This is a genomic window from Trinickia sp. (genome assembly GCF_051954495.1).
GTDB lineage: Bacteria > Pseudomonadota > Gammaproteobacteria > Burkholderiales > Burkholderiaceae > Trinickia.
Genome location: NZ_JBQCHR010000124.1, coordinates 1 through 19,071 on the forward strand (window position 1 = coordinate 1; position 19,071 = coordinate 19,071).

A 19,071-nucleotide genomic window follows, 5' to 3' on the forward strand; every position below is an offset into this window, starting at 1 on the left:
GTGGCGATCAACAAGATCGACAAGCCCGAGGCGAACCCCGAGCGCGTAAAGCAAGAGCTCGTCGCCGAAAGCGTCGTGCCGGAAGAATACGGCGGCGATTCGCCGTTTGTCCCGGTTTCGGCGAAGACGGGCGCAGGCATCGACGATCTGCTCGAGAACGTGTTGCTGCAAGCCGAAGTGCTCGAGTTGACGGCGCCGGTGACGGCGCCTGCCAAGGGTCTCGTCATCGAAGCCAAGCTCGATAAGGGTAAGGGGCCGGTTGCGACGATTCTCGTGCAGTCCGGTACGCTCTCGCGCGGCGACGTCGTGCTGGCAGGCAGCGCCTACGGCCGCGTGCGTGCGATGCTGGATGAAACGGGCAAGCCCACGAAGGAGGCCGGCCCGTCCATTCCGGTCGAGATCCAAGGTCTGTCGGAAGTGCCGGCCGCGGGCGAGGAAGTCATCGTGCTGCCCGACGAGCGCAAGGCGCGCGAAATCGCGCTGTTCCGCCAGGGCAAGTTCCGCGACGTCAAGCTTGCGAAGCAGCAGGCCGCGAAGCTCGAAAGCATGCTCGAGCAGATGGGCGAGGGCGAAGTGCAGACGCTGCCGCTCATCGTCAAGGCCGATGTTCAGGGTTCGCAAGAAGCACTCGTGCAGTCCCTGCAAAAGCTGTCAACCGACGAAGTGCGCGTGCAAATCGTGCATGGCGCCGTGGGCGGCATCAGCGAGTCCGACGTCAACCTCGCAACGGCTTCGAAGGCGGTCATCATCGGCTTCAACACGCGGGCCGATGCGCAGGCGCGCAAGCTTGCCGAGACGAACGGTATCGACATCCGCTACTACAACATCATCTATGACGCAGTCGATGAAGTGAAGGCGGCGATGTCGGGCATGCTCTCGCCCGAAAAGCGCGAAGTCGTCACGGGCATGGTCGAAGTGCGCCAAGTCTTCAAGGTGCCGAAGGTGGGCGCGGTGGCCGGCTGTATGGTCACGGACGGTGTCGTCAAGCGCTCGTCGTCGGTGCGCGTGCTGCGCAACAACGTCGTCATCTTCACGGGCGAGCTCGATTCGCTCAAGCGCTTCAAGGACGACGTGAAGGAAGTGAAGCAAGGCTTCGAGTGCGGTATGTCGATCAAGAACTTCAACGATATCGTCGAAGGCGATCAGTTCGAGGTGTTCGAAGTTACGGAAGTCGCGCGTACGCTGTAATCGCCAAGCGCGCGGCTCGGGGCGGAGCAGGCGGCTAGCCTTCTCCGCCCCGATTGTTTTATGGTGGTGCATCGGCGCGGGCGCGGACCCAAGGTTCGGCTCGCCTATGTTGCGCCCCGGGCCGCATGCTAGCGCGCCCTAACCGCTAGGCGGGTTCATCATGTCGAAGAAACGCACGTCCCCTAATCGCAACGTTCAGATCGCCGATCAGATTCAACGCGATCTGTCCGAACTCATCGCGCGCGAAGTGAAAGATCCGCGCATTGGGCTCGTCACGATTCAAAGCGTCGAGCTCACGCCCGACTACGCGCACGCGAAGGTCTACTTCACGACGCTCACCGGCGATGCCGGCGCGACGCAAACCGCGCTCAATCACGCCGCGGGACATCTGCACAACTTGCTGTTCAAGCGCCTGCATATCCACACGGTGCCCACGCTGCATTTCCACTACGACAAGTCGATCGAAAAGGCCGTCGAAATGTCGCGGCTGATCGACGAAGCGAACGCCACGCGCGCGAAAGAAGATTGAGCGTCGTCGACCAAGGGGCAGGGGTCGGGGCTTGAGCCTGGCCGGACCTGTTCCGGTCGGCCCGTTTTAAAGCAAGTTATTCGATGAAACAACCTCAACGTCCGCGTGTGCCGCGTCGCGCTCTAGACGGCGTGCTGCTGCTTGATAAAGGTCTCGGGCTATCGAGCAACGACGCGCTGATACGCGCCAAGCGGATATTGCTCGCTCAGAAGGCCGGTCATACGGGTACGCTTGATCCGCTCGCATCGGGATTGCTGCCGCTTTGCTTCGGCGAGGCGACCAAATTCTCGCAGGATTTGCTCGACGCCGACAAGACGTATGAGGCCACGATGCGGCTCGGCGTGCGCACGAGCACGGGCGACGCCGAGGGCGAAATACTGGAAACGTCCGCGGTCGAAGTCGGCATACCCGACATCGAAGCGGCGCTCGCGCGTTTTCGCGGGCCGATCTTGCAGATCCCGCCGATGCACTCGGCGCTCAAGCGCGACGGCAAGCCGCTGTACGAATATGCGCGCGCGGGGCAGGTCGTCGAACGCGAGGCGCGAGAGGTGACGATTCATGCACTCGAGCTGCTCAGCGCCAGCCTTCCGGATGTCGCGTTTCGCGTCACGTGCAGCAAGGGTACCTACGTGCGCACGCTGGCGGAAGACATCGGCGCGTCGCTGGGTTGCGGCGCGCATCTCGTCGCGTTGCGCCGCACGGGCGTCGGTGCGCTGACGCTTGAGCACGCGGTCACGCTGGAGGCGCTCGAGCAGATGGAGAGCGCGGAGCGCGACGGCTGCTTGCGCGCGGTCGATGCGCTGCTCTCGACGCTTCCGGCCGTCCGACTGGGCGGCGACGACGCCAATCGCTTCCAGCATGGGCAGCGGCTCAGGCTCGCCGGTTTGCCGACTATTCCGAGCGGCGATGGCGCAACGCGAGTGCGGGTCTATCGAGATCAGGATGGTGCGTTGCTGGGCGTCGCGCTAGCGGAAAACGGCGTGTTGTCGCCCCAACGATTGATCGCGGCGCAACCGCACGAATCACCCAAATAGTGGGCTTGAAGGACTCGGCGAAGCCTCGGCGCTTGAATGCGTCTTGCGCGTCACCTAGCGTGGGGAGGTGGTCGACGACCACCGCTAGCCGGCCAAACCGCGTCGGCGCGCTAACATGACCCGGAGGGCAGTCGATGGCAACGACGACGCTTTATCAGTTCGCTGGTGAAATGAATTCCACCGAAGGCGTACCCGCGCTGCTTGGCGATCTCGACGTCAGCGGTTGCGAGAAGATCAGAATCTCGGGTTACAGCGATGTGTTTTCCCCGGGAACGATCACGCTGATTCTCTCCATCGTAGATGACAAGGGCCAGGGTTACGGACCGCTGTTTACGACAGTGCTGCAGCCGGCAACGTCCTTCACGGAAGTCTACGCCGCACCCGGGATACGACTCAAACTGACGGCCATCTCCTCGCAAAAGACGACGATCGGCGTTCTGATCACCGGCAATTAGCGCGCACGCGCTTATGAGAGCGCTTGGCTAAAGCGCAGCCGTCCGCTTGCGTGATTCATGCGGACGGCACGATGCCTCATTCCACGTTCCTTCAATGCGCGGCGGACGCCGCGGCGCTCGAATCTCCTGCGCCGCTTCGCTCGGGCCGCGTGATCCAGATCAACGCGATGAGCACGATGAAGATGACCGAAGAAATATAAAAAAGATCGTTCACGCCCAGCTGCGCGGCTTGCTGCGAGACTAGCCGGTCGAACATGCCGTAGCGCTGCGAAGCGTCGAGTCCGAGCGAGCCCAACTGCGTCATCGATTGCCCGAACGTCGGGTCCAAGGCGCTCGCGCGCTCGGTCAACTGCGCATGATGCAGGCTGGTGCGATGATCCCACGCCGTAGTGAAGATCGACGTGCCGATGCCGCCACACATGATCCGCACGAAGTTCGACAACCCCGACGCCGCCGCGATGCGCTGGCCGGGCAGCCCCGAGAGCGTGATCGACACGAGCGGAATGAAGAAGCCCGCCATGGCGATGCCCTGCACGAGCGTCGGCAGCGCGAGCGACCACGTATCCACCCCGGTCGTGTAGCGCGAGCGCATCCAGAAGCACAGCGCGAACACGACGAAGGCCGCCGTCGCGATCTTGCGCGGGTCGGTGCGAGGGAGAAATTTTCCCGTTACCGGCGAGAGCAGAATCGCGAACACGCCCACAGGCGCCATGACGAGGCCCGCATCGGTAGCCGTGTAGCCAATGTCGGTTTGCAGCCACAACGGCAGCAAGACGAGATTGCCGAAGTAAAGCCCGTAGCCCACCGATAGCGCGATCGTGCCGCCCGTGAAGTTGCGTTTCTTGAACAGCGACAAATCGACGACGGGGTGGTCGGCCGTCAGCTCCCATACGACGAAGAACGCAAATCCGATCAGCGCCGTCAGTGCAAGCGCGACGACTGTCGTCGAGGAGAACCAGTCCAAATCCTTGCCCTTGTCGAGCATCACCTGCAGGGAACCGACCCAGACGACGAGGAGCGCGAGACCGACCATATCGATCGGCGCCTTCTTGATGACGGAATCTCGCGTGCGGAAGATCGCCCAGGTGGCGATGGCCGCCACGATCCCCACGGGGATATTGACGTAGAAGATCCAGGGCCACGAAATATTGTCCGATATCCAGCCGCCCAGAATCGGTCCCGCCACGGGGGCGATCAGCGTCGTCATCGACCACATCGAGAGCGCGAGCGGCGCTTTGGCGCGTGGGTAGCTCGCGAGCAGGAGCGTTTGCGAGAGCGGAATCATCGGGCCGGCCACGGCGCCCTGGATCACGCGGGACACGAGCAGGAACGGCAGCGTGGGCGAGAGCCCGCACATCCACGACGAGATCACGAACAGCACGATCGAGGCGAGGAACAGGCGTACTTGGCCCAGTCGTTCGGTGAGCCAGCCCGTCAGCGGGACCGAAATAGCATTGGCGACGGCGAACGAGGTAATGACCCAGGTGCCTTGATCCGACGACACGCCGAGATCCCCCGAGATCGTCGGAATCGAAACGTTGGCGATCGACGTATCGAGCACGTTCATGAACACCGCCAGCGAGACGGCGATCGTCCCGATCACGAGCTGAGCGCCGCTGAGCGGCGGGTGTGGGGCAGCGGGTTGAGCCATTGAGCAGGTGACCTCGGTTGCGGTGTCGTTTCTTCGATGCGCGGCGCGCCTCGCGCGCGCCTAGTTACATGAGCTTCGTGCTGCCGCTCGCCATCTTCGCCGTGTGCGCGGCGCGGGCGGGCGCATGCGCGACCGGCTTTTGCTGCGCGAGGCCGGCATTCGAACCGGCGTTCTCGGCGATGATGCGGGCGATTTCGGCGTCGGCTTCATCGCCGTACTTGTCGAACACGTTCGTCTGATAGACGGTGTTCTGCGCGTTGCCGAGCTGGCCGCCGCTGTCTTTCTTGATGTCGACATCGGCCTGCATCGACAGGCCGATACGCAGCGGATGGGCGCGCAGTTCTTGCGGATCGAGTTCGATGCGCACCGGCAGGCGCTGCACGACCTTGATCCAGTTGCCCGTGGCGTTTTGCGCGGGCAGCAGCGAAAACGCCGAACCCGTGCCGGCGGAGAAGCCGACGACCTTGCCGTGGTAGACGACCGACGAGCCATAGACGTCGGCGGTGAGTTCGACGGGTTGGCCGATGCGCATGTGCTTGAGCTGCACTTCCTTGAAGTTCGCGTCGACCCAAACCGATTCCAACGGCACGATCGCCATCAACGGCGTGCCCGGCGAGACGCGTTGCCCGACTTGCACCGCGCGTTTCGCGACATACCCCGTCACCGGCGCGGGCAGCGTGTTGCGCGCGTTGTTCAGGTAGGCGTCGCGTACTTTGGCCGCCGCGGCGAGCACGTTCGGGTGCGTGGCGATCGTCGTATTCGCCGTCAGTGCGCGGTTCGATGCGAGCTGCTGCTGAGCGGCGTCGAGCGCGGCCTGCGCGGCTTTCACCGTATCGCGCGCATGCGAGATCTCCTCTTGCGAGACGGCGCCCGTTTGAGCGATGGACAAGCGGCGGCGCAAGTCGTCTTGCGCACGCGAGAGATCGGCTTGGCGTTGCGCGATCTGCGCTTGGAACTGGTCGTTGTTGACGAACAGGCCGCGCACTTGACGGACGGTTTGCGCGAGATTGGCTTCGGCCTGCTGCAGCGCGACGCGCGCATCCGCGCCGTCGAGCACGACGAGCGGATCGCCGGCTTTCACGGTTTGCGTGTCGTCGGCGTTGACGGCGATGACCGTGCCCGTCACTTGCGGCGTGATCTGCACGACGTTGCCGTTCACATAGGCGTCGTCCGTGTCCTCATGAAAGCGCGCGACGAGGAAGTAGTACAAGCCGTATGCGACGGCCGCGACGAGGATCACGCCGACGAGCAGCGTCATCAGGCGCTTGCGTTTGCCGTTGTTGCCCTGCGACTGCGCGCTCGCGGCGGATTGTTGAGTGTCGCTCATGAAATGCTCTCCGTTTCTCGAGTCTCGATCGTTCGAAGCTCAATCGTTGAATCTTGCGTTGTTGTCAGGTGCCGGTTGTTGGGTTCGCCGCTCAACCCGCGGAGGGCGTCGACGCCGCCTGGGCGCCGGCCGCGGCGGGCGCCGCGACACCGGTGGCCTGCGCGTCGAAGCCGCCGCCGAGTGCGCGGATCAGCGCGAATTGCAGATCGCGGCGCTTCATCTTCAAGTTCGTGACCGTCTGTTCGGCGGCCAGCCGATTGCTGTCGGCGGTCAGAACTTGAAGCTGAGGCGAGAGGCCCGCCTTGTAGCGAATGACGGCCAGGCGATACGCCTCGGTCGATGCGTCGAGCGCGCGCTGCGCATCGCTCATTTCCGTGTCGATCGAGCGGATCGACGCCACCTGCGTCGCCACGTCGGACATCGCGTTGATGAGCGTTTGGTTGTAGTTCGCCACGTCCAAGTCGAAATCGGCGTAGCGCCCCTTGAGCTGAGCGCGCAACGCGCCGGCGTCGAAGATCGGCAGGTGGATCGCCGGACCGGCCTGCACCGTGCGGCTGGCAGCGGTCAGAAAATGCGCCCAGCCGAACGCGTCGAGGCCGATGGCGGCCGCGAGGTTGATGTCGGGGAAGAACTCGGCCTTGGCTTCCTTCACGTTCGCGAGCGCGGCTTCGATCTGCCAGCGCGCCGCGACGATGTCGGGCCGGCGCGAGACGAGATCGGCCGGCAAATTCGACGGCAGCGCCACGTTGCCGCCCGTCGCCAATGCAGGTTCGGCGATTTGCAGGCCGCGGTCCGGGCCCTTGCCGAGCAGCGCGGCGAGCTGATAGCGCACCGACTTGATCTGGCCGTCGAGGTCGGACAGCGTCGCCTGGCTGGTCGCGATGTTGCCCAGCGCGGTTTGCTTCTCGACGTTCGTATCGAGCCCGGCCGACACGCGCCCGTTCGTGATCGTGCCGACTTCCTGGCGATTGCGAATTTCGCGGGCCGCGATGTCGCGCAGCGCGTAGAGCTGCGCCAGCTGGTTGTAGGTGCGAGCGACCGACGAGGCGAGGGTGATGCGCGCCTCCTGCATGTCGGCTTCGGCGGCCTTCTCTTGCGACAGCGATGCCTTCACGCGCTCGCGGTTCTTGCCCCACAGGTCGAGATCCCATGACGCGCTCGCCAGCGCGTTGTGCTCGGTGAACCAATTGCCGCCGAACGGGGGCGGGTACAGGCCGTTGCCCGAGAGCAACTCGCGCGTGACCGAGTAGCTGCCGTTGACTTTGGGCAGCAGGTCGGAGCGCGCGCTTTCGATGTACGACTGCGCCTTGGCGATGCGGGCCTGCGCCTGGGCGATCGACGGATTGCCCGTCAATGCTTCGTCGATGAGCTGGGGCAGTTGCGGATCGCCGAATTCGCCCGCCCAACCGAGCGACGGCCACTGGCCCCCCTCGCTCGGCAGGCTCTGCGTCGATTCCAGCGCGGCGGGCTGCGTCATCTGCTTGTCGCTATGAATGCCGGCGTAGTTCGCGCACCCGGCGAGCACGAGCGCGGCGACCGCGGCGGCGATCGTGCCGAGGCGCACCCCGATCGACGCGGGGAAGGAAGTCATCGCACGGCCTTTCAATGTGAACGTATTCATGGACTTTGCAACTTATTTTTGGCGATTGATGGGCGAAACTCGTTGCCGGGTCAGCCAAGGCTGCCGAGACGAACCGGCTGGCGGCGCTATTGCGCGGCCGGGTCTCCCGTGTTGGCGAGAATGCGCCGGAGCATGCTCTTGAGGAAGCCGACTTCCTCCGGCGTGAAGCCGGCCAGCGCCTTGTCGAGCACGCCGCCGAAGATCTCGGGCATGCGCGCTGCGAGCTCGCGCCCTTCGGGCGTCACGGCCAAATGAACCGCGCGGCGATCTTCTGAACTGCGAACGCGCGAGAGCAGATTACGCTTTTCCAGCCGATCGATCAGCCGAGTGACCGCGCTCGCGTCGATGCCGTAGTCTCGAGCGAGTTCGGCGGCCAGCGAACAGCGGCCGCTCGCGATCATGAACAGCATGCTGGCCTGCGTGCTCGTAATGCCCAAGTCGTTCAGCGTGCGCTGCGTCACGAGGTTCGACAGGCTCGACTTCACCCGAGCGAGCAGGTAACCGACGCTCTCGTCCAACTGGTAGCTGCTGACTTCCGGCGGCAGCGGCGGGGACGGTTCCTTCATGGCGATTTCCGTGCGATTGCAATAGTTGACTAGGCATGATTGTAGGCGCAGGAAAGATGACTCGGCAAGCATTTCTTTGGGCTCATCCGTAGTATTTAAGCAACTTCTTAATGTGCGGGCCTATTATGCGGCATGTATGCGGAACGTTGCTTGCAACCGAGACGAATGTTGTTTGCAAGCAAGACGAATGGTGACGGTGCGGGCGACTTGCCGCGTCGCGAGATGCCGTCCGGGCGGGGCCGGTCGACCATCCCTCATCGATCGTCGACTGGTTCTCATGCTTTCGCCTGTAGGGCGTCATAAGCCCGTGCTATAATCACTAGTTACCCAGAAAGTGCGCGCACCCATTTTTCGGTTCCGCCTCGGCCCGCCGCCCAAACGGCGTTTCGCGCAGGCACCCGGCAGCTGAAGGCAGCATGAAGGCAGCTTGCATCCGGCACTGAGTTTTTCGTTTCGCGCACGCAACCGTCCCTTATTCCTATGACTCGCGCTCTCCGCAATATCGCCATCATCGCCCACGTCGACCACGGCAAGACCACGCTCGTCGACCAACTGCTTCGCCAGTCGGGCACGTTCCGAGAAAACCAGCAGATCGCGGAACGCGTGATGGACTCGAACGACATCGAAAAAGAGCGCGGGATCACGATCCTCGCCAAGAACTGTGCAGTCGAGTATGAAGGCACGCACATCAACATCGTCGATACGCCGGGCCACGCCGATTTCGGCGGCGAGGTCGAGCGCGTGCTGTCGATGGTCGACTCCGTGCTGCTGCTCGTCGATGCCGTCGAGGGCCCCATGCCGCAAACGCGCTTCGTCACGAAGAAGGCGCTGGCGCTGGGCTTGAAGCCGATCGTCGTCGTCAACAAGATCGACCGTCCGGGCGCCCGCATCGACTGGGTCATCAATCAGACGTTCGATCTGTTCGACAAGCTCGGCGCAACCGAAGAGCAGCTCGATTTCCCGATCGTCTACGCATCGGGCCTGAACGGCTACGCCTCGCTCGATCCGAGCGCGCGCGAGGGCGACATGCGTCCGCTGTTCGAAGCGATTCTCGAGCACGTACCCGTGCGCGCCGCCGATCCGGACGGTCCGCTGCAGTTGCAAATCACCTCGCTCGACTATTCGACCTACGTGGGCCGCATCGGCGTGGGCCGCATCGCCCGCGGGCGCCTGAAGCCGGGCCAGCCCGTCGCGTTGCGCTTCGGGCCGGAAGGCGAGGTCATGAACCGCAAGATCAACCAGGTGCTGTCGTTCCACGGGCTCGAGCGGGTCCAAGTGGAAGAAGCGCAAGCAGGCGACATCGTGCTGATCAACGGCATCGAGGATATCGGCATCGGCGCCACGATTTGCGCGCCCGACACGCCCGAAGCGCTGCCGATGATCACGGTCGACGAGCCGACGCTCACGATGAACTTCCTCGTCAATTCGTCGCCGCTGGCCGGCAAGGAAGGCAAGTTCGTCACGAGCCGCCAGATCCGCGACCGCCTCACGCGCGAACTGAATCACAACGTGGCGTTGCGTGTGCGCGACACCGGCGACGAAACGGTCTTCGAAGTGTCGGGCCGCGGCGAATTGCACTTGACGATTCTGATCGAAAACATGCGCCGCGAAGGCTACGAGCTGGCCGTGTCGCGTCCGCGCGTCGTGTTGCATGAAGTCGACGGCGTGAAGCAAGAGCCGTACGAATTGCTGACGGTCGACGTGGAAGACGGCCACCAGGGCGGCGTGATGGAGGAGCTTGGTCGCCGCAAGGGCGAACTGCTCGACATGGCGTCGGACGGCCGAGGCCGGACGCGTCTGGAGTACAAGATTCCCGCGCGCGGGCTGATCGGCTTCCAGGGCGAATTCATGACGCTCACGCGCGGCACGGGTCTCATGAGCCACGTATTCGACGAGTACGCGCCCATCAAGGAAGGTACGCTCGGCGAGCGCCGCAACGGCGTGCTGATCTCGCAAGACGACGGCGCCGCCGTGGCCTACGCCTTGTGGAAGCTGCAAGATCGCGGCCGTATGTTCGTGAAGCCGGGCGACGCGCTCTACGAGGGCATGATCATCGGCATCCACAGCCGCGACAACGATCTCGTCGTGAACCCGATCAAGGGCAAGCAACTCACGAACGTCCGCGCATCGGGCACCGACGAAGCCGTGCGCCTCGTGCCGCCCATTCAAATGTCGTTGGAGTACGCGGTCGAATTCATCGATGACGACGAACTGGTCGAAGTCACGCCGCAGTCGATCCGGCTGCGCAAGCGTCACCTCAAGGAGCATGAGCGTCGCCGGGCCAGCCGCGAGGCGGCGGTCGACTGATCGCTCGACCATCGACGGGGCGGCATCGCCCCTTGCCCAGCGCGGGCGCCGCATGGCGCCCGGACATGCGACAAGCCGCCTCTTTCGGGCGGCTTTTTGCTTGCTGGGCGGGCGAAAGCACAGAGTACGGCCGGTCTAGACTATTCGTTCTGTGATATGCTGCGCGTGCTAGTTTTAGGTCCTTCCAAGCAAGACTTGATTCGCGCAATCCGCTAAACGGTCAGGCCGTGTCGCGGAAGGTTGAGTAACCCGCTATTTCTCGAGAAGCTCGAAGAAAGGTGAGCGTAAACATGATGAAGCAATTCCAGCTGAACTCGTATTTGTTCGGCGGCAATGCTCCGTACGTTGAAGAACTGTACGAGCAATACCTAGATAATCCCGCGTCCGTCCCCGATAACTGGCGCGAATATTTCGACGCGTTGCAGAACGTGCCTGCCTCGGACGGCAGCGCGGCCAGCGACGTGGCCCATGGCCCCATCGTCGAATCGTTCGCCCAGCGCGCGAAGGCCAATGCCTTCATTCCGCGGGAGGTTGAAGCAGGCGGGAATCTCGCCACCGCGCGAAAGCAAGTCCACGTCCAGTCGCTCATCAGCGCCTACCGCTTCATGGGCTCGCAGTGGGCCAACCTCGATCCGCTGAAGCGCCGCGAGCGTCCGGCCATTCCCGAGCTCGAACCTGCGTTCTACGACTTCACCGAAGCCGACATGGACCAGACGTTCAGCGCGAGCAACCTGTATTTCGGGTTCGAGCAAGCGTCGCTGCGCGATATCGTCAAGGGCCTGCGCGACACGTACTGCGGCACGATCGGCGCCGAGTTCATGTACATCAGCGATCCCGAGCAAAAGCGCTGGTGGCAGGAGCGCCTCGAATCGACGCGCGCCACGCCGGCTTTCTCGGCCGACAAAAAGAAGCACATCCTCAATCGTCTGACGGCAGCCGAAGGGCTCGAGCGTTATCTGCACACGAAATACGTGGGTCAGAAGCGCTTCTCGCTCGAAGGCGGTGAAAGCTTCATCGCCTCGATGGACGAAGTCGTTCGCCACGCAGGCGCGAAGGGCGTGCAGGAAATCGTCATCGGCATGGCCCACCGCGGCCGTCTGAACGTGCTCGTCAACACGCTCGGCAAGATGCCGTCCGACTTGTTCGCCGAATTCGAAGGCAAGCACGTCGACGATCTGCCGGCCGGCGACGTCAAGTACCACAAGGGCTTCTCGTCGGACGTCGCCACCGAGGGCGGCCCCGTGCACCTCTCGCTCGCGTTCAACCCCTCGCACCTCGAAATCGTCAACCCGGTGGTCGAAGGTTCGGCCAAGGCGCGGATGGACCGCCGCGGCGACGATTCCGGCCTGCAAGTGCTGCCCGTGCAGATTCACGGCGATGCGGCGTTCGCGGGTCAGGGCGTGGTGATGGAAACGCTGAACCTCGCGCAAACGCGCGGCTACGGCACGCACGGCACGCTGCACATCGTCATCAACAACCAGATCGGCTTCACGACGTCCGATCCGCGCGATGCGCGCTCGACGCTGTACTGCTCGGACGTCGTCAAGATGATCGAAGCGCCCGTGCTGCACGTGAACGGCGACGATCCCGAAGCCGTCGTGCTCGCCACGCAAATCGCGATCGATTTCCGGATGCAGTTCCACAAGGATGTCGTGCTCGACATCGTCTGCTTCCGCAAGCTGGGCCACAACGAGCAGGACACGCCGGCCGTCACGCAGCCGCTGATGTACAAGAAGATCGCGCAGCATCCCGGCACGCGCGCGCTCTACGCGGAAAAGCTCGTGCAGCAAGGCGTCATCTCGGCGGAAGACGGCGAAAACTTCGTCAAGGCTTTCCGTCAAGCGATGGACGAAGGCCACCACACGATCGACCCGGTGCTCTCGAACTACAAGAGCAAGTACGCCGTCGACTGGGTGCCGTTCCTGAACCGCAAATGGACCGACGCGGCCGACACGGCCGTGCCGCTCGCCGAACTCAAGCGTCTGGCCGAGCGCATCACGACGGTGCCTGAAAACTTCAAGGTGCACCCGCTCGTCGAGCGCGTCGTCAACGATCGCCGCGCCATGGGCCGCGGCGAGGCGCCGCTCGATTGGGGCATGGGCGAACATCTGGCCTACGCCTCGCTCGTCGCATCGGGCTACGCCGTGCGTCTGACGGGGCAGGACTCGGGCCGCGGCACGTTCACGCACCGCCACGCGGTGCTGCACGACCAAAACCGCGAGCGCTGGAACGACGGCACGTACATCCCGCTGCAAAACGTGGCCGACGGTCAAGCGAAGTTCACCGTCATCGATTCCGTGCTGTCGGAAGAAGCCGTCCTCGGCTTCGAATACGGCTACTCGACGGCCGAGCCGAACACGCTCGTGGCGTGGGAAGCGCAGTTCGGCGATTTCGCGAACGGCGCGCAAGTCGTGATCGATCAGTTCATCTCGTCGGGCGAAGTAAAGTGGGGCCGCGTTTCGGGCCTGACGATGCTGCTGCCGCACGGCTACGAGGGCCAAGGTCCGGAGCACTCGTCGGCGCGTATCGAACGCTATCTGCAGCTGTGCGCCGAGCACAACATGCAAGTCGTGCAGCCCACGACGCCCGCGCAGATCTTCCACCTGCTGCGTCGCCAGATGATCCGCCTGTTCCGCAAGCCGCTCATCGTCGCCACGCCGAAGTCGCTGTTGCGCCACAAGGAAGCGGTGTCGGATCTGTCCGAACTCGCCAGCGGTTCGTTCCAGCCGGTGCTGGGCGAAGTCGACGGCACGATCGATGCGAAGAAGGTCAAGCGCGTCGTCGTTTGCTCGGGCCGCGTCTATTACGATCTCGTCGCGCATCGCCGTGAGGCGAAGGCGAACGACGTCGCGCTCGTTCGTATCGAGCAGCTCTATCCGTTCGCGCACAAGCAGTTCGAAGCGGAGATCAAGAAGTACGACAACGCGACGGAAGTGGTGTGGGTGCAGGACGAGCCGCAAAACCAAGGGCCGTGGTTCTACATCGAGCACCACCTCAAGGAAGGCATGAAGGAAGGGCAGAAGCTGGCATACAGCGGACGTCCGGCTTCGGCCTCGCCCGCGGTCGGCTACTACGCGAAGCACTACGAACAGCAGAAGGCGCTGATCGAAGGCGCGTTCGGCCGGCTCAAGAGCGCGCAGATCGCCAAATAAATAGACGATAGCGAACCCGGAAGGCGCGAGCGCGCTGCATGCGCCGCGACGCGAGGCCGGGTTCGCCTCCCACACCAGACATAAAGAGTTCAGGAAAGATCAAATGGCTATTGTTGAGGTCAAGGTTCCGCAGTTTTCGGAGTCGGTTTCGGAAGGCACGATGCTGCAGTGGAAGAAGAAGCCCGGCGAAGCGGTGACGCGCGACGAAATCCTCGTCGAAATCGAAACGGATAAGGTCGTGCTCGAAGTGCCGGCGCCGGATTCGGGCGTGATGGCTGAGATCATCGTTGGCGACGGTGCGACGGTGGAGTCGGAGCAACTGCTCGCGAAGATCGACACCGAAGGCAAGGCCGGCGCAGCCGCCCCGGCAGCCGCTGCTGCGCCCGCAGCGGCCGCACCTGCCGCCGCTGCGGCAACCGCTTCCGCCGCCACGGCATCGGCCGGCGGCGTCGCTTCCCCGGCAGCCGGCAAGCTGATGGCCGAGAAGAGCCTCACGGCCGATCAAGTGCAAGGCACGGGCCGCGACGGCCGCATCACGAAGGGCGATGTCCTGTCCGCCGGCGCCCCCGCCGCGCGCGCGCCGGCCGCCGCCCCCGCCGCGAAACCCGCCAAGCCGTCGCTGCCGGACGTCAAAGCGCCGGCCTCGGCCGACGCCTGGCTGCAAAACCGCCCCGAACAGCGCGTGCCGATGTCCCGCCTGCGCGCGCGTATCGCCGAGCGTCTGCTCGAGTCGCAGCAAACGAACGCCATCCTCACGACGTTCAACGAAGTGAACATGGCGCCCGTCATGGACTTGCGCAACAAGTACAAAGACAAGTTCGAGAAGGAACACGGCGTCAAGCTCGGTTTCATGTCCTTCTTCGTGAAGGCCGCCGTGCACGCGCTGAAGAAGTTCCCGCTCGTGAATGCGTCGATCGACGGTAACGACATCGTCTACCACGGCTACTTCGACATCGGTATCGCCGTCGGCTCGCCGCGCGGCCTCGTCGTGCCGATCCTGCGCAACGCCGATCAAATGTCGCTGGCCGACATCGAGAAGAAGATCGCCGAGTTCGGCCAAAAGGCGAAGGACGGCAAGCTCTCGATCGAGGAAATGACGGGCGGTACGTTCTCGATCTCGAACGGCGGCGTGTTCGGCTCGATGCTCTCGACGCCGATCATCAACCCGCCGCAGTCGGCCATTCTGGGCGTGCACGCGACGAAGGAGCGCGCTGTCGTCGAAAACGGCCAGATCGTCATCCGTCCGATGAACTATCTCGCCCTGTCGTACGACCACCGGATCATCGACGGCCGCGAAGCCGTGCTCTCCCTTGTGGCGATGAAAGATGCGCTCGAGGATCCGGCTCGCCTGCTGCTCGACCTGTAATCCTGTCATGCTCGCGCTCGCTCAGCCCGCACGTGGGTTGAGCGTCGAGCGAGCGCTTTCAATGCACTGAATGAAATCGCGGCGGCGAGCTTTTAGCAGCGTGCTCCCGTCGCGTCAGCAAAAGGATCGTCATGTCCCAAGAATTTGACGTCGTCGTGATCGGCGCGGGCCCGGGCGGCTATATCGCCGCGATCCGCGCCGCGCAGCTCGGCAAGAGCGTCGCGTGTATCGAAAAGTGGAAGAACCCCGCCGGCGCGCTCAAGCTCGGCGGTACGTGCTTGAACGTCGGTTGCATTCCGTCGAAGGCGTTGCTCGCTTCGTCGGAAGAGTTCGAAAACGCGTCGCATCACCTCGACGTGCACGGCATCAGCGTGGGCGAGCCCAAGATGGACGTCGCCAAGATGATGGCGCGCAAGGACGGCATCGTCGAGAAGATGACGGGCGGCATCGAGTATCTGTTCAAGAAGAACAAGATCACTTGGCTCAAGGGGCACGGCAAGTTCGTCGGCAAGAACGACGCCGGCGTGCAGATCGAAGTGAGCGGCGAAGGCGCGGCCGAAGTCGTGACGGCCAAGAACGTCATCATCGCGACGGGCTCGAAGGCGCGCCACCTGCCGAACGTGCCGGTCGACAACAAGATCGTCGCCGACAACGAAGGCGCGCTCGCCTTCGACGCCGTGCCCAAGAAGCTCGCCGTCATCGGCGCAGGCGTGATCGGCCTGGAGCTCGGCTCGGTTTGGCGCCGCCTCGGCGCCGATGTGACGGTGCTCGAAGCGTTGCCTGCGTTCCTCGGCGCGGCCGACGAATCGCTGGCCAAGGAAGCGGCGAAAGTCTTCAAGAAGCAAGGGCTCGACATCCATCTGGGCGTGAGCATCGGCGAAGTGAAGACGTCGAAGGACGGCGTATCGATCGCTTACACCGACAAGGACGGCAACGCGCAGACGCTGGACGCCGATCGGCTGATCGTGTCGGTGGGCCGCGTGCCGAACACCGACAATCTCGGCCTCGAGGCGATCGGCCTGAAGGCCAATGAGCGCGGCTTCATCGACGTCGACGATCACTGCCGCACGAGCGTGGCGAACGTCTACGCGATCGGCGACGTCGTGCGTGGGCCGATGCTCGCGCACAAGGCCGAGGACGAAGGCGTGCTCGTGGCCGAAGTCATCGACGGTCAAAAGCCGCACATCGACTACAACTGCATTCCGTGGGTGATCTACACCGAGCCGGAAATCGCATGGGTGGGCAAGACGGAACAGCAATTGAAGGCCGAGGGGCGCGAAATCAAGAAAGGCCAGTTCCCGTTCTCGATCAACGGCCGCGCGCTCGGCATCGCGAAGTCGGACGGCTTCGTCAAGATGATCGCCGATGCGAAGACGGACGAGTTGCTCGGCGTGCACATCATCTCGGCCAACGCGTCGGACCTGATCGCCGAAGCCGTCGTCGCGATGGAGTTCAAGGCTGCGTCGGAAGACATCGGCCGCATTTGCCATCCGCACCCGTCGCTGTCCGAAGTGATGCGCGAAGCGGCGCTCGACGTCGACAAGCGCGCGCTCAATAAGTAACGGCCTCGCCCCGGGCTAGCAGTCGGGGCTGAGAAGCCACGACGAAGGCGGGTAGGGCGCATCCCTCCCGCCTTCGTTTTTTTTGTTTGCACGATGAACGTCATCGAATATTACGAGCACGAGCTCAAGACCCGGGGATATGCGGCCGATCCCGCGCAACGCGCCGCGGTGGACCGTCTGCAGCAATGCTACGACGAGTGGGTCGCTTACAAGGCGCGCCGCTCGAATGCGCTGCGCAAACTGATCGTTCACCCGCAATTGCCTCGTGGCGTCTATATGTGGGGCGGGGTCGGGCGCGGCAAGAGCTTCCTCATGGACAGCTTCTACGCCATCGTGCCCGTGCAGCGGAAAACGCGCATCCACTTCCACGAGCTCATGCGCGAAGTGCATCGCGTGCTCGAGGAACTCAAGGGGCAGGCCGACCCGCTCGACGAACTCGCGCGGCGGATCGCCAAGCGGTATCGATTGATCTGCTTCGACGAGTTCCACGTCTCCGACATCGCCGATGCGATGATTCTTTATCGGCTGCTCGATAGGCTTTTCACGAACGGCGTGCAGTTCGTGATGACGTCGAACTACGATCCGGACACGCTATATCCGGACGGGCTGCATCGCGACCGCCTGCTGCCCGCCATCGAGCTCATCAAGGCGAACCTCGACGTGTTCAACGTCGACGCCGGTGTGGACTATCGGCAGCGTACGCTCGCGCAAGTGAGCGTGTACCACACGCCGCTCGGCGCCGAGGCCGATCGCGCGTTGCGCACGGCGTACGGGCAGCTCGCGGCGGTACCCGACGAGAGCCCGCTTCTGCATATCGAAAAGCGCGAACTCAAAGCGCTGCGCCGCGCCGACGGCGTGGTGTGGTTCGACTTCGCCACGCTATGCGGCGGGCCCCGCTCGCAAAACGATTACCTCGAATTGGCGACGCGTTTTCATACGGTCATTCTCTCGGACGTACCGCAAATGTCGCCGCGCATGGCGTCGGAAGCGCGGCGGTTCACTTGGCTCATCGACGTGTTCTACGACCACAAGGTCAAGCTTTTGATGTCGGCCGCCGTGCCCGCCGAAGCGCTTTACGTCGAAGGGCCGATGGCCAACGAATTCAGTCGAACGGTGTCGCGCATCGTCGAAATGCAGTCGAAGGAGTATCTGGAGACGCCGCGCAGAATCGTCGATACGTCGCTCACCTGATGGTCGGCCGATCGGCGCGGCGAAATATCGGAGTTTTCTGATAGTCACTGTGCGCCGCCGGGCATATCGTGCATTTTCCTTGTTCTGAGAGGGAGGCGCCGATGACCCCGTATAGCGACGTGACGGAAGAACAGTGGCAAAGCATCGTGCCGCTCATTCCGGAGGTATGTTCCCGCAGGCGGCGCATTCGGGGGCGCCCCGTGACCGATACGCGAGCGGTGCTCAACGGCGTGCTGTGGGTGATCTACAGCAATGCCGCGTGGGCGTCGATGCCTAAGCGCTACCCGGCGTACCAAACGTGCCATCGGCGCTTTAAAAGGTGGTACTCGGCCGGCGTATTCAAGCAGGTGCTCACACGGCTCTACGGGGAAGCGGGTTTGGCGCTCTGCGAAACCATCAAGGCGCGCATGCGTCCGAAGCGGGGCGCCAAGACGCCGCGCCCGCCAGCCCCGCCGTTCGTTTCGGTCAATGTACCGAAATTGGCTTATCTCGCTTCGCTGCGCCGCGCGGCGTAAGCGAATTGCGTTGGGACGGCGCTGCCGTGGCCCAACGCACCCCCTTCGTCAATTCTTCGCTTGCGCGGCGTCTTGCCGTATCCACGTTTGTGACCGGCCGAGCAGCGAGATGCCGATGTACCCGCGCACGACGAGCTTTTGGCCGCCGTCCTCAAGGTGCATGTTGCACCGATAGATCTTGCCGTTTTCGGGGTCGAGGATATTGCCGCCATCCCACTTGTCCCCGTCGTGCTTCATGTTCTTGATGATCGTCATGCCGAGGATCGGCTGATCCTTGCGCTCGTCGGTGCAGGCCGTGCAGAGCTTGCCCGGTTTATCGGCGGGGTTGAGCCCCTTGATGACCTTGCCGCTCAGCGTGCCGTCGTCGCTCTGCGAGATCTGCACGAGGGCCTTCGGCTGATGGGTGTTGTCGTCGATCGTCTGCCATACGCCCACCGGCGTATCGGCGCCTTGAGCGAATGCGGCGGCGGCGCCGGCTAAAAGCGCGCCCGCGACCGCGGCGCGTTTGACGGCGGTCCAACTCCACGTTTTGGTGTAATGCGAGATGTGCGTCATGTGTCGTCCTCCTTGATGTAGTGATTCGCCTGTTTTATGAGATGCGCGACGG

Annotated in this window: 15 protein-coding genes; 10 read left to right on the forward strand and 5 right to left on the reverse strand. The window is 63.6% G+C overall.

Going from position 1 to position 19,071, the window contains the following annotated elements:
- The 4 genes from infB to ACTHNR_RS16640 form a co-directional block, all read left to right on the forward strand.
- Nucleotides 1-1,188 (forward strand): translation initiation factor IF-2 (gene infB / locus ACTHNR_RS16625; RefSeq protein ID WP_440548753.1); only part of this gene is annotated, 1,188 nt, incomplete at its 5' end.
- 160 nt (nt 1,189-1,348) lie between these two features.
- A complete protein-coding gene (gene rbfA, locus ACTHNR_RS16630) occupies nt 1,349-1,717 on the forward strand; it encodes a 30S ribosome-binding factor RbfA (RefSeq protein WP_440548754.1) in 369 nt (122 codons plus the stop codon).
- A gap of 83 nt (nt 1,718-1,800) precedes the next feature.
- On the forward strand, nt 1,801-2,751 hold the full coding sequence (gene truB / locus ACTHNR_RS16635; RefSeq protein WP_440548755.1) for a tRNA pseudouridine(55) synthase TruB: 951 nt from the start codon (nt 1,801-1,803) through the stop codon (nt 2,749-2,751).
- Nucleotides 2,752-2,885: 134 nt separating this feature from the next.
- The gene (locus tag ACTHNR_RS16640) at nt 2,886-3,206 is read left to right on the forward strand and encodes a hypothetical protein (protein WP_440548756.1); all 321 of its coding nucleotides are present in this window, start codon (nt 2,886-2,888) and stop codon (nt 3,204-3,206) included.
- Nucleotides 3,207-3,297: 91 nt separating this feature from the next.
- Here the strand turns inward: ACTHNR_RS16640 and ACTHNR_RS16645 are convergent, their stop codons facing one another.
- From ACTHNR_RS16645 to ACTHNR_RS16660, 4 genes are all read right to left on the reverse strand, one after another.
- A complete protein-coding gene (locus ACTHNR_RS16645) occupies nt 3,298-4,857 on the reverse strand; it encodes a DHA2 family efflux MFS transporter permease subunit (RefSeq protein WP_440548757.1) in 1,560 nt (519 codons plus the stop codon).
- Between the two features lie 64 nt (nt 4,858-4,921).
- A complete protein-coding gene (locus ACTHNR_RS16650; RefSeq protein ID WP_440548758.1) occupies nt 4,922-6,184 on the reverse strand; it encodes an EmrA/EmrK family multidrug efflux transporter periplasmic adaptor subunit in 1,263 nt (420 codons plus the stop codon).
- A gap of 91 nt (nt 6,185-6,275) precedes the next feature.
- Nucleotides 6,276-7,775, reverse strand: coding sequence for an efflux transporter outer membrane subunit (locus tag ACTHNR_RS16655; protein WP_440548787.1), 1,500 nt, complete (start codon nt 7,773-7,775; stop codon nt 6,276-6,278).
- A gap of 116 nt (nt 7,776-7,891) precedes the next feature.
- Nucleotides 7,892-8,371: a MarR family winged helix-turn-helix transcriptional regulator gene (locus ACTHNR_RS16660; protein WP_440548759.1), complete on the reverse strand. Its 480-nt coding sequence runs from the start codon at nt 8,369-8,371 to the stop codon at nt 7,892-7,894.
- Between the two features lie 480 nt (nt 8,372-8,851).
- On the opposite strand from ACTHNR_RS16660, the gene typA reads away from it, so the two are divergent.
- From typA to ACTHNR_RS16690, 6 genes are all read left to right on the forward strand, one after another.
- Nucleotides 8,852-10,678, forward strand: coding sequence for a translational GTPase TypA (gene typA, locus ACTHNR_RS16665; RefSeq protein WP_440548760.1), 1,827 nt, complete (start codon nt 8,852-8,854; stop codon nt 10,676-10,678).
- Between the two features lie 290 nt (nt 10,679-10,968).
- Nucleotides 10,969-13,830, forward strand: a complete 2,862-nt coding sequence (locus tag ACTHNR_RS16670; RefSeq protein WP_440548761.1) for a 2-oxoglutarate dehydrogenase E1 component — start codon at nt 10,969-10,971, stop codon at nt 13,828-13,830.
- A gap of 103 nt (nt 13,831-13,933) precedes the next feature.
- Entirely contained in the window at nt 13,934-15,196 is a 1,263-nt protein-coding gene (gene odhB / locus ACTHNR_RS16675; RefSeq protein WP_440548762.1) for a 2-oxoglutarate dehydrogenase complex dihydrolipoyllysine-residue succinyltransferase, read from the forward strand.
- A gap of 131 nt (nt 15,197-15,327) precedes the next feature.
- Nucleotides 15,328-16,758: a dihydrolipoyl dehydrogenase gene (gene lpdA / locus ACTHNR_RS16680; protein ID WP_440548763.1), complete on the forward strand. Its 1,431-nt coding sequence runs from the start codon at nt 15,328-15,330 to the stop codon at nt 16,756-16,758.
- Between the two features lie 93 nt (nt 16,759-16,851).
- Nucleotides 16,852-17,949, forward strand: a complete 1,098-nt coding sequence (zapE, locus tag ACTHNR_RS16685; RefSeq protein ID WP_440548764.1) for a cell division protein ZapE — start codon at nt 16,852-16,854, stop codon at nt 17,947-17,949.
- Nucleotides 17,950-18,050: 101 nt separating this feature from the next.
- Complete coding sequence (locus tag ACTHNR_RS16690) at nt 18,051-18,464, forward strand: transposase (RefSeq protein WP_440548765.1); 414 nt, start codon at nt 18,051-18,053, stop codon at nt 18,462-18,464.
- Nucleotides 18,465-18,512: 48 nt separating this feature from the next.
- Here ACTHNR_RS16690 and ACTHNR_RS16695 read toward each other — a convergent pair whose 3' ends face one another.
- Entirely contained in the window at nt 18,513-19,019 is a 507-nt protein-coding gene (locus ACTHNR_RS16695; protein ID WP_440548766.1) for a DUF2147 domain-containing protein, read from the reverse strand.
- Nucleotides 19,020-19,071: the final 52 nt, after the last annotated feature.

What these genes read in the sequence shown, in the direction of transcription:
- typA (WP_440548760.1), top strand. Translation starts at nt 8,852, where the DNA reads ATGACTCGCGCTCTCCGCAATATCGCCATCATCGCCCACGTCGACCAC.
- ACTHNR_RS16640 (WP_440548756.1), top strand. Translation starts at nt 2,886, where the DNA reads ATGGCAACGACGACGCTTTATCAGTTCGCTGGTGAAATGAATTCCACC.
- lpdA (WP_440548763.1), top strand. Translation starts at nt 15,328, where the DNA reads ATGTCCCAAGAATTTGACGTCGTCGTGATCGGCGCGGGCCCGGGCGGC.
- ACTHNR_RS16660 (WP_440548759.1), bottom strand. Translation starts at nt 8,371, where the DNA reads ATGAAGGAACCGTCCCCGCCGCTGCCGCCGGAAGTCAGCAGCTACCAG.
- ACTHNR_RS16655 (WP_440548787.1), bottom strand. Translation starts at nt 7,775, where the DNA reads ATGACTTCCTTCCCCGCGTCGATCGGGGTGCGCCTCGGCACGATCGCC.
- ACTHNR_RS16695 (WP_440548766.1), bottom strand. Translation starts at nt 19,019, where the DNA reads ATGACGCACATCTCGCATTACACCAAAACGTGGAGTTGGACCGCCGTC.
- ACTHNR_RS16645 (WP_440548757.1), bottom strand. Translation starts at nt 4,857, where the DNA reads ATGGCTCAACCCGCTGCCCCACACCCGCCGCTCAGCGGCGCTCAGCTC.
- truB (WP_440548755.1), top strand. Translation starts at nt 1,801, where the DNA reads ATGAAACAACCTCAACGTCCGCGTGTGCCGCGTCGCGCTCTAGACGGC.
- ACTHNR_RS16650 (WP_440548758.1), bottom strand. Translation starts at nt 6,184, where the DNA reads ATGAGCGACACTCAACAATCCGCCGCGAGCGCGCAGTCGCAGGGCAAC.
- zapE (WP_440548764.1), top strand. Translation starts at nt 16,852, where the DNA reads ATGAACGTCATCGAATATTACGAGCACGAGCTCAAGACCCGGGGATAT.
- rbfA (WP_440548754.1), top strand. Translation starts at nt 1,349, where the DNA reads ATGTCGAAGAAACGCACGTCCCCTAATCGCAACGTTCAGATCGCCGAT.
- ACTHNR_RS16690 (WP_440548765.1), top strand. Translation starts at nt 18,051, where the DNA reads ATGACCCCGTATAGCGACGTGACGGAAGAACAGTGGCAAAGCATCGTG.
- odhB (WP_440548762.1), top strand. Translation starts at nt 13,934, where the DNA reads ATGGCTATTGTTGAGGTCAAGGTTCCGCAGTTTTCGGAGTCGGTTTCG.
- ACTHNR_RS16670 (WP_440548761.1), top strand. Translation starts at nt 10,969, where the DNA reads ATGATGAAGCAATTCCAGCTGAACTCGTATTTGTTCGGCGGCAATGCT.